Genomic DNA, 16,721 nt, shown 5'->3' with positions numbered 1-16,721 from the left:
TATGAGTGATTTGATGATTGAAATTGAGCACCTGCACAAGACGTATCGCAGTGGCTTTACCATGAAGCCGAAGCTTGCGCTCAAGGATGTGAGCTTCAATGTCGAAGCAGGCAAGGTGTATGGATTTATTGGACCTAACGGGGCGGGCAAGTCCACCACGATCAAGGTTCTGACGGGACTTTTGAATTTTGATTCGGGCAAGGTGCTTGTAAATGGCATCAGCCCGCGCGATGTGAAGAGTCGCCAGTACATTGGTTATTCTCCGGAACAGCCGTATTTTTACGATTATCTCTCGGGTCGTGAACTTTTGCGCTTTTACGGAAAGCTCGTGGGCCTCAAGGGCGCGGAACTCGAATTCCGCATTGGCTGGGCGCTTGAACTTTTGCACGCAAACAAGGACTGGATCGACCGCCGCTTGCGTTCGTATTCCAAGGGCATGATGCAGCGCGTGGGGATTGCCCAGGCGATTCTTGGCAAGCCGAAGCTTTTGATCCTTGACGAACCGATGAGCGGCCTGGACCCGATGGGTCGCCGCGACGTGCGCGAGGCTATCCAGCAGCTCAATCGCGATGGCGTGACGATTTTCTATTCGAGCCATTTGCTGAGTGACGTGGAAAGCATCAGCCACCGCGTGGCGATGATTGTCGATGGCAAAATCGTGCGTGAAGGGACTGTCGATGAAATCACGGAATCCTGTGGTGTGGAATATCATGTGCGGACGCGCCAGGCTATTTTGGAAGCGGACTTGCCTCGCGGTGTTTCTGCAACGGGTCACCCGCAAGAATACATCTGCGCCGACGATGTCGCCCGCGACCGTTTGCTCGGCTTCTGCCTCTCGAACGGGATTGCCGTAGAAAAGATGGACCACAAGCGTCCGAGTCTCGAAGATATTTTGACGGAGGAAATTGCCCGTGCAGACGCTTAAGCATATCGGCATTATTGCCCTCAATACGTTCCGCGAATCCATTCGCGATAAGATTCTTTATAACATTGGCTTTTTGGCGATTGCACTTACGCTTTTTAGCATTGTGCTTGGCGAGTGGTCGGTGTTTGACCGCGCTTACGTCATCAAGTCCACGACACTTTCGGTGATGAGCCTTTCGGGCCTTTTGATTTCCATCTTCGTGGGCATTAGCCTTGTGCAAAAGGAAATCCAGCGCCGTACGGTGCTCACGCTTTTGTCAAAGCCCATTAGCCGTGCCGCGTTTATCGTGGGCAAGTACTTTGGACTTTTGGCGGTTGTCGCGGTGCATCTCGTGCTCCTCACGGGAATCTACTATGCGATTCTGTGGATTACAAATTCCAGCCCGACGGTGAGCCTCCTGACGGCTATTTACCTCATCTTTTGCGAGATGGCGGTTGTCATTGCAGTGGCGCTCCTGTTCAGCAGCTTCAGTAGCACGGTGCTCTCGGCGCTCTTTACGCTTGGCGTTTATTTTGCCGGCCACTTGAGCGACCAGCTCTTGGAACAGGTCAAGTTTGCAAGCCGCATGGGCGAACTGCAAGGCGCCTCTTCTGCAATTCTTGAAAAGGCGGCTGTCGTAATCCACGCTGTGTTCCCTGGACTTTATCGCTTTAACGTGACGAATTATGTGGTGCATGGTGTTGCACTCCCGGACATGTACGTGTTCTGGAACAGTGTGTATGCACTCGGTTATATCGGTGTGTTCTTGGCCATCGCAAGTTGGTGGTTTAGCCGGAGGGATTTCCTATGAGAAATCAGTACATGGCAAAAGTCCTTGTGCACAACAAGGTTGTGTCCGAGGATCAGGTCAAGGCCCACTGGGGCGAAATCTCCGACTCGATGGATATCGGTCAGGTTCTTGTTCGTGCGGGAATCTTGAAACAGTCCATGTACGATAAGGTTCTCGCGTTTGTGAAGAACCTCGAAGCGAAAAACGCAAAGCCCGCTGAAAAGCCCGCAGCGTCTCCGTCTGCTGCCGCTCCCGCGCATTCCGCATCAACGCCGGTGCCGTCTTCGGCTTCGGCTCATCCCGCAGCTCCCGCGCATTCCGCATCTGCGCCAGCGCAACCTTCGTCTCCGACGCATTCTGCGCCTCCTGTGCAGCCCGCTCCAGCAGTTTCTGCCGCGCCAGCTCCCAAGCTCGCGGAAGAACCTACTATAAAGATTGAAGGCAACAGCAGCCTTTACGGTGAAGCCTCTTCTTCGACGGTCGTCATCGAGAAGGTCGAAGGCCTCGAAACGACGAGCATGGCGAGCGTGCAAGTTCCGGTTGAAAACGAAACGCCCGCCGAAGAAACTGCGACCGAAGAACTTCCGTCGCAGTTCGCCGTTGCTACCGGCGAAGGCGAAGCCGTTGAAGCTCCTGATGTCTTGCATCCGATTACACCGCTTGCAAAAAACATCGCTTACGCCCGCAAGTTTAACGTCACAGACGTTTACCTCTACGCCGACCGCCAGATTACTATGCGCCAGTCCGGCACGCTCTTTATCGCGTCCGAAAAGGTGCTCGAAAAAACGCATTTGATGGACCGCCTGACCGAAGCGGCCGAAGGTTTTGCTGACGGCTACAAGATTGTGGTCGGCCGCAATTTCAGTAAGACTTTTGCACTCCCCGGTGTTGGCCGCGCACGCATTTCTGTGACGTGGAACGACGTCACGCCGAGCATTTCTATTCGCATCATTCCGATGGAATCGGTGGCGCTCGAGAATCTTTACTTGCCCGAATTCAGCATGCAGTTTGCAACGCTCAATAGCGGGCTTGTGCTCATTGCGGGCCCGTCGTCGAGCGGCCGCTCCACGACGATGACCGCCTTTGCCGAATGCATCGCCGCGAATCGCCAGGTGTTCATCCAGACGGTCGAAAAGCCGATTGAACGCTTGCTCCAGAATCCGAACGGCTCCATCGCCCAGCGCGAAGTAGGCTTGCATGTGCGCTCCGGTGCCGCTGGCATCGAACTCGCCATCCGCACCGGCGCTGACGTGATTCTCTTTGACCATCTCGAAACGATGGAAGAACTTTCCCTGCTCATGCAGGCTTCGAACGCGGGTGCTCTCGTGTTTGCAGTCGCGAGCGGTAACAACATCAACGCGCTTCTTTCGCGCCTCCTCATGTCCGTGCCGAGCGAGAACCGCAGCGCCTTTGCGTGCTCGCTTGCCGATCAGCTCAAGGGCGTCATCGTGCAGCACTTGATTCCTACAGTGCAAAACCAGGGTCTTGTGCTGGCGACTGAAGCGATGAAGGTCACATCGACGATTGCGGGCATGATCCGCAAGTGCGATGTGTCGCAGATCCTCTCTGCGATTAGCAACCAAAAAGACCAAGGCATAACGCTTGACGATTCTTTGCAGATGTGCGTAGAATCCGGTTACATCGAAGGCAGCGAAGCCTGGAAACGTGCAAACGACAGCCGCCGTTTTGCGTCTTACCGCAAGGTTTAGCGAGGTTCGTCATGGCATCAGAAATTGAATCTCTTTTGGAATACGCCTTGAATATCGGGGCGAGCGAATTGATTGTGACCGAGGGCGCACCTTCGGCAGTCCGCTTTGCAGGCCGCGTGTGTGCGGTCCCTGAATCTTCTGCACTCCCGTTTGGTTCTCTGCTTGAATTTTTGGGCGCGCTTGATGGCGAGTCGGGAACGTTTGTCGGTGGCCCTTGGGTGAACTCCAGGTGGCGTGTGAAGTACTTCCGCGAAGCGCACGGCAATGCCGCAATTTTCCGCCCGCTCATGCCTGAATGCCCGGAATTTACAGCTCTTGGCGCGCCAGCCGCACTCGATAACTTGCTCGGTCTCAGTTCTGGCCTCGTGATTTTTGCAGGGCCTGCCTGCTCCGGAAAAACGATAACGGCAACATCGTACGTTTCAGCCTTGTGCAGTTCTGGCATTTTGCGGTTCTGCGATTTGGATGAAGGCCATGAAGTACCCGTGAAGACCGGCGAAAGCCTAAAGCTTGTGAATACGGTCGGCTCGACCTCCGAAAAACTGGAACAGGGACTTCGCAGCGGAACAGATCTTTTTTGGCTTGGCGATTTTGACGGCTCGTCGTTGATTTCCATTTTACGTGCCGCAGAATCGGGCGCCTTGGTGGTCATGAATGTGACGGCAGGTAACGCCGTTGGCGTTGTCGATGCGCTCCTTTCTGGTGTTTCTCCTGAAAACCGTGACCTTGTCCGTACCATGCTTGCGGCATCTCTCAAGGCTGTTGTCGTGCAGAGACTCTTGCCCGCTGCAGCTGAAGGCGGTGGCGCCGTTTCTGCCTGGGAAATCCTTTTTAACACGCAAAACGTGGCTGCTCACATTCGCAGCGGCGAACAGTTCAAGCTCACGTCCGTGATGGCATCCTCTTCATCTGAAGGCATGCTTTTGATGGATGATTGCTTGGCGGAACTGGTTCGCTCTAACTATGTGACAGCCGCAGAGGCAGGTCGGTATGTTTCCAACCCCGCTCGGCTGGCTTAAAAAAAAGCTCCTTTTGACGGCGGCGATCGCCTCTGTTTACGTGGCGCCTGTAGAGGCGGCACATTCCGCTGATGAAACGCTTTTGAGCGCTATGCAGCTTGTCCCTGATTCGCTACAGGCCAAGAAGACCAAGTCTGTGCTTTATCTCGGTGGTGGCGAGCGTTCGCCGTGGTTCCATTTGGGCGCCTTGTACGCTTTGGAAGAATACAAGATTCCCGTGGATTCCATTGTCGCGACTTCGTGGGGTGCCTGGATGGGTGCACTTTGGTCGCTCGGCGTCTCGATTGACGATATCCAGCGCTTGATGATGGATCCGCACGTCGCGGACTATTTGGGAGTCAACGAAATTGACGCAAAGACGGAACACGATGCCTTCCGTTTGCCTGTTTCGGTGGATGGGCTTCCGTCGCTTCGCCAGAGGTTCTCGTTCTATGCGGATTCGGCAGGGAATGTCTATCGCAGTATGCATGCGCTTGTCCCTGATACAGCCTCTATTGAACGCTCGCTTTCGCGGCTCCGCTTTGAGGAATCGCTTTACCGCCAGCGTGGCTCGTTCCGCATTCCGTTTGCACTTCAAACTTGCGATAGCGTCATTGAAAATCCATCGTATGCTGATATCGTAGCATCGCTCCCGATTGCAGGAAACGAAAAGTCTGGAGAACTTTGTCCGTATCTTGCCCTTCCGCAGTCCAAAAATCCGCAAGAAGCGTCGTTAATTGTTATAGCTGATCCTATCCGTTATGAACTTGTTGGTAAACCGGAAGTCAAGACCCTCAAGAAAAACGCACTTTCTAAAATTGCAGATCAGGGTATTTTAGTAAGGGCTCATTCCATTCGAGATACATCCCGCAATTCCTTGATTCAGGCCGGATTTTCGGCTGTAGAACATGCTTTGCGCGAAATTATTCCGACAGTGGATGGCCGCCGGGAATACTCTGATAAACAGGCGTCCGACCCGTGGTTTGAATTCCACCCGGTATTCGATAGCCTTTCTGCCGAGCATCATTCATCGGTTCTTTCTTACTGGAATCCAAGCGATACGGGTTTTGCCGCTCCAGAAAAGTTTGCCTATGCCATAGCAGCCAAGGCACCTTACGATACCGTCTCCTTCAATATGCTATCCGATGGTGGCCTCCTGATTGATGTGGGGGTGCACCCGACCGTTGATGTCGCTGTTGGCGGTTTTGGCTCTAATGTGAATGGTGCCAATGCTTATGGTGAAGTTGCGTTCAATTATGTGAACCAGATGGAAATAACTTTCAAGCTCGCCGGTTTTTACGGGACGGCGTCTTACGGATTCCGTCCGCGTTTGGAACTTTCAAACTTGATTAGCCGTCACTGGAAATTTGGCTTTGGTTATGATATGATGAAACTTCGGTTCTTGAAAGGCTTCGAGAACGATAACATCCCGCCAGAAAATCGCATAGAGTACGAAAAGCGGAGTGACCTTTTCTTGTCCGCAAAGTATAATATTGATGACATGCAGTCTGTCGAGGTCAAGTTCCTGTTTGGCAGTCGCGATTTTGAACTTGCTCCAAGCGCAATTCCCGAGGTGGACTTCTTTGATGATTTTATTGTGAATACGAGCAGCCATTATGAGACGACTCCTGTAACGCAGACAGTGCGCTATTCTCTGTTGAATGGCGATGATGATTCCTGGTTTGCGACGAAGGGCTTTGCGGCAAATGCAACTCTGGGTTTGAACTTGATTGGTGTCGGTTATCACCAGAGAGGCCCAATTCACGGAATCTATGCTTTGGATGGCCGTGTCTCGTTTTCTCCGACGCAAAATACTTCGTTCTCGTTTGGTGCTGCAATGGGCTTTGATGCTTACCGCGATGGCCATTTCAAATTCCCCAAAAATTTTGACAACGCTGCGATGGAAGACGTTTTCCGTATGCATGTCGCTGCAACGCCATGGTCTGGGGACTGGCTTGACCCGGAACTTGCAACGCATGGCTATGCTATGTTACGCATGAATGGTGGTGTGCATCGCTATGGCTTTGGCGCCTGGCTCTCGTTTGCGTACGTCCATGATTTCGAGGACAAGTCTACAGCACGGCTGAATTCAAATAAGTTTGTGTTTGAACCGGCGCTCCGCTATAAGTACCGCTCGTTTACGGTTTACGCGGGTCTAAACCGCGTTGTCGATACGGAAACTTTTGGCGATCTGAACGAATTTAAAAATTACCGGTACTTTATCCGTATCGGCGATTACAATCTTTTTTAGACGAAAGAACGTCCGCTAAAGCGGACTATAGACGAGGGACTAGAGAGGTGTTTAGGTAATAGGGATTAGGGGTTTGGTTTTAATTATTCGCGGCTTCACCGCCAAACTAAATACTTCCTACTGCCTACTAACCACTAACCACCAACCACTGCGGCTCCGCCGCTACTTTTTCTCGCCGCGGTTCTTGGCGGCTATATCCTTGTACTTGTTGTGGTCGGCGAGGTTCGTGCTAAAGAAATGCGTATGCGATCCATCGTCCTTGGCGACAAAGTAAAGCGCTTCGGTCTTGTCGGGGAAGAGCGTTGCCTCGATAGCCTTGCGACCTGGATTGGAAATTGGTCCCGGCATAAGTCCCGGGAACTTGCGGGTGTTGTACGGACTGTTGCTGTTCAGCTGGCTCTTGTAGATCGGTCCGGTCAAGTTCTTGAAGATGAACCGCACGGTCGGGTCTGCCCCGAGCGGCATGCCGATGCGGAGTCTGTTATGGAACACGCCTGCAATCAGCGGACGCTCGTCGGGAATACCCGTTTCTTCTTCGACCACGCTTGCAAGCGTCAACACGCGGTGCCAGTTGCCAAGCGTTTCCCACATCGATCCTTTGCGCTGTTTCATCTCGTCGCGCACTTTCAGGTTGGCGGCGACCATCTGTTTCAGTATGGATTCTTCGTCGGAGTTGATGGCGAACGGGTATGTGTCCGGCAAGAGATAGCCTTCAAGCGAATTCGCGTCAATGCCGAGCGAGTGGGCGAACTTCGGGTCCTGGACTAGTTTGTTCCAACGGGCCGTGTCGAGGTCCGGGAAGCTTTTCTTGAGGTAGGCGGGGATTTCCCAGGAGGCTCGACCTTCAGGAATGGTCACCTTGCGGACGGCATTTTTGCCGCTTTCGAACAGTTCGGCAAGCTCATCGAGTGTCTGGTGGGCGGGAACCTCGTACCAGCCGGCTTTGAGGGCTGGTTTGTTCAATTTGCACCATAAATTGAACGCCAGGTCGTCTGTCCAGACCCCTTTCTCGTGTAAAATTTGTAAAACTTTTGTGGGGGAACTGCCCTTCGGAATCTCCAAAATGACAGTTTTTTCGTTGAGTGAAACGGCGCTCAATCGTTGATTTACGTGGAAAAACGCAAAAACAGCGATTAAGAGGAGGATAATGGCGGTAATTGAAAAAATCTTCTTCATTGCGTAAAAATTTAAAAGAAAATGCAACGGATTGGCAAAATAAAAAGTATATTCGTATAGCATTGTTGAATATTTCCCTTGTTTTGAGGATTCGCTATGAAAATGATGAAAAAAATTATGTTTGTCGCCTTCGCTTTGTTGGTTGCCTCTTCCTTTGCAGCCAAGAAGGTCAAGTCTAAGATTGGCGACGTGGAACTCACCAAAGAAAAAGATGGTGGCTCCGTAGTCTGCACGGCTAGCTTTAACGACGAAATGACCGTCTTGAAAGAAGGCGATACCGAAGTCCTCGTGAAGGGCGCCTGCGGTCAGGGCTGGGTTCCGAAGTCCAAGATTGAATACGTTGCCCAGAAGGCTGGCGACAAGTCCATGAAGTTGGAAGACGTGGACATTGTGGGCTGGCTCGATAACCCGAGCGCCGTGTTCGTGTTGGAAAACGACGATATCGACTTCGACGGTGTGAACATCGACCGTGACTTCAAGGAATACTTGCAGCACACGATGGACCGTGAACAGATTGAAATGCACAACAACGAAAACTAATCCTAGTTCTGGTTGCTAAACATTCATGAACGTTTGACCCGTGGTTAACGCCGCGGGCTTTTTTTACCCAAACTTTAAAAACTCTAAGTTTTTCCTACTTCCTATTTCTAACATCCTACCGCTTATTGTCTACTTCCTACTAGATTTGCATGTATTTAAATATTTGCATAAATCACCCCAAAGTCTCTTAAAAATGCTATCTTTGCACCCATGAGTTATTTGAAGGGCTTAAAAGACGGTTCCCCGATTGGGCTTGGCTATTTTGCCGTTTCGTTCTCTTTTGGTATTGCTGGTTCGAAGATATTTTCGTGGCCGCTTGTGACGCTTATATCCATGACGAACTTGACCTCGGCAGGCCAGTTTGCGGGTCTCCAGATCATGGCGGATGCCGCCGGCACATTTATCGAGATGGCGCTTGCGACGTTCTTTATCAATCTCCGCTATTCGCTGATGGCGATTTCCCTGTCGCAGAAGGTATCTCCTGATTTTGGTACGGTAAAGCGCCTTTTGCTCGCGACGGGTATCACGGACGAAATTTTTGCTGTGGCCATGTCGCAGAAGCGCGTGACACCGATATACTTCCTCGGGCTTTCGACGCTCCCTTACATTGGCTGGTCGCTTGGAACGCTGGTCGGTGCCATTTGCGGTGAAATTCTCCCGGCGATGGTGACGAACGCCCTTGGCGTTGCGCTTTATGGCATGTTTGTGGCAATTGTCGTTCCGCAGATGAAGATGCATGGCCCGACGGTTTTTGCGGTCGTTATTGCTGTGGCGCTTAGCTGTGCGTTCAAGTTCTTCCCGCCGCTGAGCGGCGTGTCTGTCGGTTTTGCAATTATCATTTGCGCGCTTGTGGCGTCCTTTGTTGCGGCGTGGCTTTTCCCGATGGAAAATGTCAATGAAGATGACGAGGTGGCCAAATGAATATCGACATGCAGACTTACCTGGTTTATTTGCTTGTGATGGCAGGCGTGACGCTGTTCTTGCGTGCGGTGCCGTTCATTTTGCTGCGCAAGAAGCTCAAAAGCGTTTTTTGGAGCTCGTTCCTCGCTTACGTGCCGTACACGGTGCTCAGTGCGATGACTGTGCCTGCGATTTTCTTTGCGACGGATAGCCGAATCACGGGCGCCTGCGCGCTCCTTGCCGCTGTGGTTGCTTCGCTCCTCGGTGGAGGCCTTGTGACCGTCGCTGCGGTCTCTTGCCTTACCGTGCTTGGTGTCGATGGGCTCATGCTCTTGTAGAATTTGGATTTGAAAGGCCAATTCTAAAATTTTGCCGTTTTTTACGTGAAAATGATGCTTGCTTGTGATTTTTTCACGTAAAATTAATGACAACGTAAATGGCCTTGCTTAAAAAAAGTCTGTTCGGGAGTTTTTTTCCTGTTTTTGGGGGTACAAAATACCTGTTTGGGGCTAAAAAGATTTTTAAAAGAACGTAATCGTTGGAGTAATAGAGAATGTGTTACATACAACATTGTGAAAATACGTGAAAAAAATTGAAATTGATTAAAAATTCACGTAAAAACAGGGCTTTTGGGAAAATTTCGTTTTTCTGAATGTGAAAAGCATGTTTCTTCAGCCACTAAATTGTATATTCTTGCGTGTAATTTACCTTTTTTCGTTATTTTGGAGCTGAAATGGATATTGGAGCCCTTCATTTTCAAAATCCCGAAGCCTTTTGGCTGTTGTTGTTTGTTCCGCTGTTGATTGCGCTTTATGTTTACCGCCAGCAGCGCCGCAAGAGTACAATCAAGTTCCCGGCGCTTGCCATTGCAAAGAAGGCTGTGCCGAGCCGTCGTGTAAAGTTTAGGCATATTGTCCCGGCGCTCCGTTTGGCTGCCCTTGTCTGTTTTGTGGTGGCGCTTGCACGTCCGCAGAATGCGATGGAAGTCGAATACACTTCGACCGATGGCGTCGATATCATGCTTGCGCTCGACGTTTCGGGCTCGATGGGCACGCTCGACATGCTTACCCGTACCGAACAGGCTAAACTTGGTGTGATGAACGCCGAACGCATCTTGAAGCGTGGCGAATACTGGAAATACAGCCGTCTCGGTTACGCTCAGGACGTGATTGCCGAATTCATTCAAAAGCGCCACAGCGACCGCATCGGGCTTTCTGCTTTTGGTGCACGTTCGTTTACGCAGTGCCCGCTTACGATGGATTACGGCTCCTTGCTCGAAATCTTGAAGGCAAGCGACGACCTTGCCCGCGATACGCTTGTGAATAACAGGACCGCTATTGGTGATGGACTTATGAATGCCCTTGCAAGGCTCAAGATGTCCGATGCCAAGTCCCGCGTGGTGATTCTCTTGACCGATGGCCGCGACAATGCGAGTGTCGTCCCGCCGGTGCGCGCTGCCGAAGTGGCGAAGTCTCTGGGCGTGAAAGTTTACACTGTTGGCGTTGGCAAGAAGGACGGCAAGATTCTAGCGTTCCAGCAGAACCCGTGGACGGGTGAAATCTCCTGGGGTGAGCGTGATATTACGCCCGAAGAAGGCATTGACGAGGGCGTGCTGAAGGCGATTGCTTCAAAGACCGGCGGACGTTTCTACCGTGCCGAAAACAAGGCCGAACTCGAAAAGATTTACTCTGAAATCGATGAACTCGAAAAGACAGAAATCGAGACCATCGCTTACGCCCGCTATGCCGAAAAGTTCTACCCGTGGCTCTTGGTTGGCGCGCTCCTCATTCTGCTCGAACTTATCCTTGCGAACACAAGATTTGTGAGAATTCCGTGATTTTAGAACTTAGAACTTAGAACTTAGAACTTAGAACTTAGAACATCTCTCTTCTCTTTAAGCATTTCTAAGTTCTGCCAACTAAGTTCTGCCGACTAATCCTTCGGTGCCGGAGTTTCAGGCTTGTAGCAGTTCTTCTTGGCTTCGTCGAATATCTGCGAAATATTGCTTGTCGAAATGTTCGAAATTTCAGCGTAATGCAGGCTGAACGAAATCTTCCACATGTTCATGTCGGCTTGCATTCTGTCGCGGTCGCACTCGCGCACTAGCTTTTGGCAGAAAGCTTCGATTTCAGAAACTTCGTCGCGTTCCATGATGATGGCAAACTGCCTTTCGCCGGTCCTTGCGAGGAATGCGTTCTGCCCTCTGCACTGGCGCTTGAAGAATGAGGCTAGGTCGGCTATGACGCGGTCAGACATTTCGTAGCCGAAGTTGCGGACAATCTCCTTGAAAAAATCTACTTCCATCACGAGGATGAACAGGCGCTTGCTAGAATCCTGGTGCTGTGTGATGTATTGCAGGTAGTCAATCAAGCGAATTTTGTTGTTCACGCCCGTGAGCGGGTCCGATGTGATTCTGTTCTTCAGGAGTGTGACGTAGACGTGCAAAAGGGTTAGTGCAAAAATTGGGTCGGTGAGTGGAACATCCGGGATGAAATACTGTAGGATGCAGCTTCCGCTTGGCACGAGGGCGATAAAGGATAGGTAAAACGCTTCCTTGCGGTTCGTGGAATTCTTTTGTGCAATCGCATGTTGGACGCCGAGAAACAAGGTCGCGAAGATGTAGATGAAGTTCAGCCCGATGAGGAATGGCATGAGCCTTCTGAACTGTAGCGAAGTCGTATGGCAGTCGTTTGTGAACCCGTAGATGCTAATGCCGATGCAGATAAAAATGCCGATAATGCTCGGCGTCGAGAACAGCGGGAACAGGTGCTTGTAAGTATAGACACTCTTGCGGATTCGTAAGAAAATGAAAGAAAACCAAAGCTGTGCAAGAAGCAACGACGAACTCAGGCTTAGCGCATACATGACGGCGTAAATGACGCAGACCTTTTGGTTGCTGGAATAAAGGTCGCTCTGCATGTGCACCGAGTAAAGCATCTTGGTTACCGTGCTTAGCACGATGTAGATGATGGTGTCGATGATGGTGAATCCGAGAATGCGCTCTTCGAGGTGTCTGAGAATACTTTCCTTGAACTGTAACAGTGTAATGATAAGCACTGCTATACAAATGATGTTAATCTCTATTAAACCGATGTAAGACATTCTCGAAACCTGAACCTTAGTAGGAAATATAACTATTTGTACGTTTTTGGTAAGAAGACTTTGTGAAAAGAAATTTGAACTTAGTCAATGGTTGTTGGTCAATGGTCGATCGTTTTTAGAATTGCACCGTAGGCATCTGATTAAAGACTAATAACTAATGACTAATGACCGATATTTAACTTTTTCCTTTACACTTTTGTATATTCTTGGTGCTTGCTGATGCAAGATGTTTTATCGGAGTAGATAATGAGATTTGCAGAACCGAATTTTTTGTGGGGCCTTTTTACTCTGCCCCTATTTGCACTTCTGTTTGTATATGCGTACCATCGCCGTAAAAAGCTTGCTGCCCGTTTTGTTTCGCTCCCCATGCTTTCGAAACTTTCGACGAGCGTTTCTCCGTGGAGGCGCCTGACGAAGGTCCTGCTGTTGCTCCTTGCCATTGCATTCTTGTTTGTGGCGCTAGCCCGCCCGCAGTGGGGCCGCAAGATGGAGCATGTGGAACGTCGTGGCCAGGACCTTGTGCTGTTGCAGGATATCTCGCTTTCGATGCTTGCCGAAGATGTGAAACCGAACCGATTGGTCCGCAGCCGTCACGAAATTTCGGCGTTTCTGGAATCGCTGACCGGCGACCGCGTTGGCCTTGTTGCGTTCAGTGGTGAAGCTCAGGTGATGGTTCCCCTGACGCTTGATTACGGTACGGTGCAGATGGTGCTCCGTGAACTGAATCCGGGATGGCTCATGCCGGGTACGAACTTGGAAAACGCTATCCGTAAGGGCATGACTTTGTTCAAAAACTCCGGTGGCGCAAACCAGCATTCCGTGATGATTCTCATGAGCGATGGCGAAGAGCTCGAGGCTGCTGCTGTGAATGCGGCAAAAGAAGCTGCTGAACTCGGCATCAAGATTTATACAATCGGCATTGGTTCCCGCGAAGGCGTGCCTATACCGCTCAAGGACAAGAATGGCGGCAGTGTCTACAAGAAGGACATGCAAGGCAATATCGTGACGACCCGACTTGAAGAAGGGACTCTTCAGGAAATTGCGAGTGTGACAGGTGCGCTTTACTTTTATGCAAGTCCAGGCGAGTTCCAGCTGCAAAAGGTCTTGACCGAGATTGCAACGCTCGAAAAGAAGGACCAGAGCAGCGACCGTATGGAAAATTACCAGGACCGCTACCAAATTTTCCTCGGGCTTGCCGCGCTCCTCTTCTTGATCGAGGCGGTAATTTCGGAACGCGGACGTCGCCGCAAGCAGCTCAACGGAAGATTCAGTTAGTCTTTGGTCAATGGTCATTAGCTATTAGATATGTCTTGCCCGCATTCATGCGGGCATTTTTATTACAAGAAGGAAATTCCCTCCCGGAACGGGGTCCGGGATGACAAAGGTGGCCATGCGCACTATGGAACAAAGTTCCAAGTGCTGTCCGCCCGCTCGTCCCCGTCAAGCGAGGACAGGCGCGAGGACAGGTTGGCGGGAATGACATGGAATAAAAAAAGGCCCGGCGCGCTCGCGTCGGGTCTTTTTCATAGGAGGGATTGAAGAAGCCTTCCTGGTGGGGCTTGTGTCTCGACTGGAGAACTGTGCGGAAGCCGGAGGTAGGCTTTCTCGCGTGTTGTGGCCACTAGGAAGGCTCAAGTATTAATATATGTCTATTTGTGGAATGGGGAGCAATAATCCTTAAAATGGTTGCTCTATTTTGGAATGTTCCGATTTAGTTTACTATTTTCTAACTGATGAAAACGAATTGCTTTTTTTCAGTTTCTTTTTGTGTTGCCTTGGTGGCCTTGACTTCGTGCTCCATGTTGCCGAAAAAGTCGTCGCATGTCAAGCATGTGCCGGATATGTACGCTGCCGCAGGAGAAAGTTCTAGTTCTATCTCTGTGCAGGATGGCTTGCCTTCGCACTATAGCAAGATTGTGTTCCCTGAATACAAGTATGTGGCGCCTTACCCGAAGGATTATCGCGTTGAAATTGCCGATGGCATTACCGGCTACATTGTGAGCGATTCGTCGCTTCCGCTGGTGGATTTTACCGTCTACTTTGAAGAAACGAATTTGCCGCAGGTCCTCAAAGACGAAGCCGCTTTTGAAATGGTCGGTTCCATGATCCGTCGTGGTTCTGGTGGCGGAATTTCGCCGCATGTGCTTGAGGATTCCCTGGAGTTTGTCAGCGCTTCGATTTCTACGAGCGTGGGGACGTTCCTTTCGGCTTTTGATATCAACTGCCTCTCAAAGGATTTCCCCTCGATGCTTGAACTATCGAAGAAGGTGCTCATGGACCCGTCTTTTGACAAGAACCAGCTTGAAATCGTGAAGGCGAATTATGTGACATCTTATGAACGCCGTTACGAGACTCCTGCCAAAGTGCTTGCTGCCCTCAAGTCCAAGGTAAACTACGCCCCGAACCCGAGACTCTGGGATGCAAACGCCGCCGAGTACAAGGCGGTGACTGCTGCTGACGTGAAGCGCCTTGCAAAGGGCGTGTTCTCGTCCAAGCGTATTGTCTTTGCGCTTGCGGGCGATGTCGACAAGGATTCTATGGTGGTTGCGCTCAAGAAGTTCTTTGCAGATTGGAATATCGCTGCGCCAAAGGCGGAAAAGTCGAAGCCCGCTCCGCTCGCCTTTGTCCGTAAGCCTGGTGTGTATGTTGTTGACAAGGATATTACACAGGCCAATATCACTATGAACCAGCCGTTTGTAAAGCGCCCGCATCCGGATTACTATCCGACGGCAGTGGCAAGCTTTATCCTTGGCGGCGGAAGTTTCAGCTCTAGGCTCATGAACCGCGTCCGCAGTGACGAGGGGCTTGCCTATAGTGTCTATAGCACGGTCGGGAACGACTACCGCGATACGGCGATGACGACGATTGCTTTACAGACGAAAGTCGAAACGGTGGATTTTGCCTTGAAGCTCATCTTTGAGGAAGTGGAAAAACTTGCGAAGGACGGTCCGACTCCCGAAGAACTCTCTCAGGCGAAAAAATCCCTGATAGAAAGCTTGCCGAGCCTCTTTGATTCGCCTTCTTCAACGGCGTCTATCTTTGCGAAGGGGGAACTTCTTGGCAAATCGGACAATCATTATATAGATTATGTGACAGAAATCAATGCGGTGACGGCAGAGCAGGTCCAGGCGATGATAGCTAAGTATTTTGATAAGGAGAAAATGACTATTTCGATTGTCGGTCCTGTCGCCATGTTCGATTCTCTGAAGCCGTTCACGGTGATTCCGCTGGATAGTCTAGAGTTCAGATAACCTTAAGGAGCGAGGTTTATATGCAGGGAAGAAAATTGCGTTTTACATTACTGGTGTGTGTTAGCGTCTGGCTTGCGCTGGGCTCTTCTCTGTGCTTTGCTGCGAAAACCGTCCCGACATCGGAGGTTTCCCGTCGGCAACTTTTGATGAAGATGAAAAACAAGGACGACGATATTCGTTCGTTCTGTGCGGGCATGAACAAGTGCCTGGACATCAAGTACGAGGCCTGCACTGAAGTGGATCTGAAGCCTTGGCCTAAGGTCTCGTATGACGAGGAATTCTGCGCTCCTTATAAGGAAATTGTCAAACGCGGTTTTCCGCTTGATATTAGGGCTCCGATGGTGACGGATGTCTTTTTGCGCCTCGGTCGCCAGTACAGGGCTATTTACGAAAGCGAAGGGACGCTCCCGCTTGAAGTCAACGAGATTTCATTTTTGTTCGATAACATGCCCTTTACGGCGGACCTGATAAACGCTTATTTGGAATCGGAATACACGTTGGAGTATAACAGCATGAACCGCCGCTACTTTTCGGGCGGTAACGGTCATGGGCTTTCGGGCGATTTTTACTGGGCCTTGCAAGATAGCGCAGGCACAAAGACTATGCTTAGGAACATGTTCTTTGGTTATGGCTATGCGCAGATTTTGAAATGGTCCTTGAAGGGGACTGCGGTTGCATTTTTGGATATGGACCTGGTCGCTCCGCGAAAGCTCAAGTACAAGCTTACGGCGGTGGTGTTCCCGGCGAATTCCGTGTTGAATTCCATTATGCAGTTGCGCGTCTTTAAAAGCGTCGTGAATTCTAAAATCGACGATGTCGTGAACGATATCAAGAAGGCCGCTTCGATGTACTATGGCGGTAACAGAAAGCCGCTTTCGAAAGAAATTCTCCGGACTCCGGAAAATAAGCGTCATGTCGCTGAATTTGACAAGGTGGTTGCCGGAAGCCCCTGGAAACTTGGTGATGCCGAACGTCTTGAACGTTCCCAGATGGAACTTTCTAAGCCAAAGCCGGTGGCGAAGCCGGCTGAACCGAAAGAGAAAAAAGAGACTATTGAATCGCCTGATTTTAAGGCAAATACTTTTATAATGAAGGAATAA

Annotated in this window: 14 protein-coding genes; 12 read left to right on the top strand and 2 right to left on the bottom strand. The window is 50.6% G+C overall.

Annotated elements, in window-relative coordinates:
* The first annotated feature begins 1 nt into the window (after window position 1).
* From B3A20_RS13990 to B3A20_RS13970, 5 genes are read left to right on the top strand one after another with little or no spacing between them, the layout of a single operon-like run.
* Complete coding sequence (locus tag B3A20_RS13990; RefSeq protein ID WP_290766042.1) at window positions 2–925, top strand: ABC transporter ATP-binding protein; 924 nt, start codon at window positions 2–4, stop codon at window positions 923–925.
* Window positions 912–1,715 (top strand): ABC transporter permease, encoded by an 804-nt coding sequence (locus B3A20_RS13985; RefSeq protein ID WP_173465049.1) that lies wholly within the window; start codon window positions 912–914, stop codon window positions 1,713–1,715. The genes B3A20_RS13990 and B3A20_RS13985 overlap by 14 nt, the downstream gene beginning before the upstream one ends.
* Entirely contained in the window at window positions 1,712–3,403 is a 1,692-nt protein-coding gene (locus tag B3A20_RS13980) for a type IV pilus twitching motility protein PilT (RefSeq protein WP_290766037.1), read from the top strand. Before B3A20_RS13985 ends, B3A20_RS13980 begins: the two co-directional genes overlap by 4 nt.
* Before the next feature lie 11 nt (window positions 3,404–3,414).
* Entirely contained in the window at window positions 3,415–4,422 is a 1,008-nt protein-coding gene (locus B3A20_RS13975; RefSeq protein WP_290766034.1) for an ATPase, T2SS/T4P/T4SS family, read from the top strand.
* Window positions 4,394–6,652, top strand: coding sequence for a patatin-like phospholipase family protein (locus B3A20_RS13970; protein WP_290766032.1), 2,259 nt, complete (start codon window positions 4,394–4,396; stop codon window positions 6,650–6,652). Before B3A20_RS13975 ends, B3A20_RS13970 begins: the two co-directional genes overlap by 29 nt.
* Before the next feature lie 162 nt (window positions 6,653–6,814).
* On the opposite strand, the gene mltG is transcribed toward B3A20_RS13970, so the two are convergent.
* Entirely contained in the window at window positions 6,815–7,828 is a 1,014-nt protein-coding gene (gene mltG, locus B3A20_RS13965; protein ID WP_290766029.1) for an endolytic transglycosylase MltG, read from the bottom strand.
* Between the two features lie 102 nt (window positions 7,829–7,930).
* Between mltG and B3A20_RS13960 the strand changes: the two genes are divergently transcribed.
* The 4 genes from B3A20_RS13960 to B3A20_RS13945 all read left to right on the top strand — a co-directional run bounded on the left by B3A20_RS13960 (window position 7,931) and on the right by B3A20_RS13945 (window position 11,105).
* On the top strand, window positions 7,931–8,368 hold the full coding sequence (locus B3A20_RS13960; protein ID WP_290766027.1) for a hypothetical protein: 438 nt from the start codon (window positions 7,931–7,933) through the stop codon (window positions 8,366–8,368).
* Window positions 8,369–8,578: 210 nt separating this feature from the next.
* Window positions 8,579–9,289, top strand: coding sequence for an AzlC family ABC transporter permease (locus tag B3A20_RS13955; RefSeq protein ID WP_290766025.1), 711 nt, complete (start codon window positions 8,579–8,581; stop codon window positions 9,287–9,289).
* Window positions 9,286–9,606, top strand: a complete 321-nt coding sequence (locus B3A20_RS13950; RefSeq protein WP_290766023.1) for an AzlD domain-containing protein — start codon at window positions 9,286–9,288, stop codon at window positions 9,604–9,606. Before B3A20_RS13955 ends, B3A20_RS13950 begins: the two co-directional genes overlap by 4 nt.
* 395 nt (window positions 9,607–10,001) lie before the next feature.
* Window positions 10,002–11,105 carry a vWA domain-containing protein gene (locus B3A20_RS13945; RefSeq protein ID WP_290766020.1) on the top strand — a complete coding sequence of 368 codons (1,104 nt, stop codon included), beginning with the start codon at window positions 10,002–10,004 and terminating at the stop codon, window positions 11,103–11,105.
* Window positions 11,106–11,200: 95 nt separating this feature from the next.
* Here B3A20_RS13945 and B3A20_RS13940 read toward each other — a convergent pair whose 3' ends face one another.
* Window positions 11,201–12,325, bottom strand: a complete 1,125-nt coding sequence (locus B3A20_RS13940; RefSeq protein ID WP_290766017.1) for a GGDEF domain-containing protein — start codon at window positions 12,323–12,325, stop codon at window positions 11,201–11,203.
* A 291-nt stretch (window positions 12,326–12,616) separates the two neighbouring features.
* On the opposite strand from B3A20_RS13940, the gene B3A20_RS13935 reads away from it, so the two are divergent.
* The 3 genes from B3A20_RS13935 (at window position 12,617) to B3A20_RS13925 (ending at window position 16,721) form a co-directional block, all read left to right on the top strand.
* Window positions 12,617–13,645 carry a vWA domain-containing protein gene (locus tag B3A20_RS13935; protein WP_290766014.1) on the top strand — a complete coding sequence of 343 codons (1,029 nt, stop codon included), beginning with the start codon at window positions 12,617–12,619 and terminating at the stop codon, window positions 13,643–13,645.
* Between the two features lie 524 nt (window positions 13,646–14,169).
* Window positions 14,170–15,621 (top strand): M16 family metallopeptidase, encoded by a 1,452-nt coding sequence (locus B3A20_RS13930; RefSeq protein ID WP_290766012.1) that lies wholly within the window; start codon window positions 14,170–14,172, stop codon window positions 15,619–15,621.
* 20 nt (window positions 15,622–15,641) lie between these two features.
* On the top strand, window positions 15,642–16,721 hold the full coding sequence (locus B3A20_RS13925; RefSeq protein ID WP_290766010.1) for a hypothetical protein: 1,080 nt from the start codon (window positions 15,642–15,644) through the stop codon (window positions 16,719–16,721).

It is taken from the genome of Fibrobacter sp. UBA4297 (genome assembly GCF_002394865.1).
GTDB lineage: Bacteria > Fibrobacterota > Fibrobacteria > Fibrobacterales > Fibrobacteraceae > Fibrobacter.
Note: the sequence above shows the minus strand (reverse complement) of the source record. Positions and strands in the feature narration are given on the sequence as shown.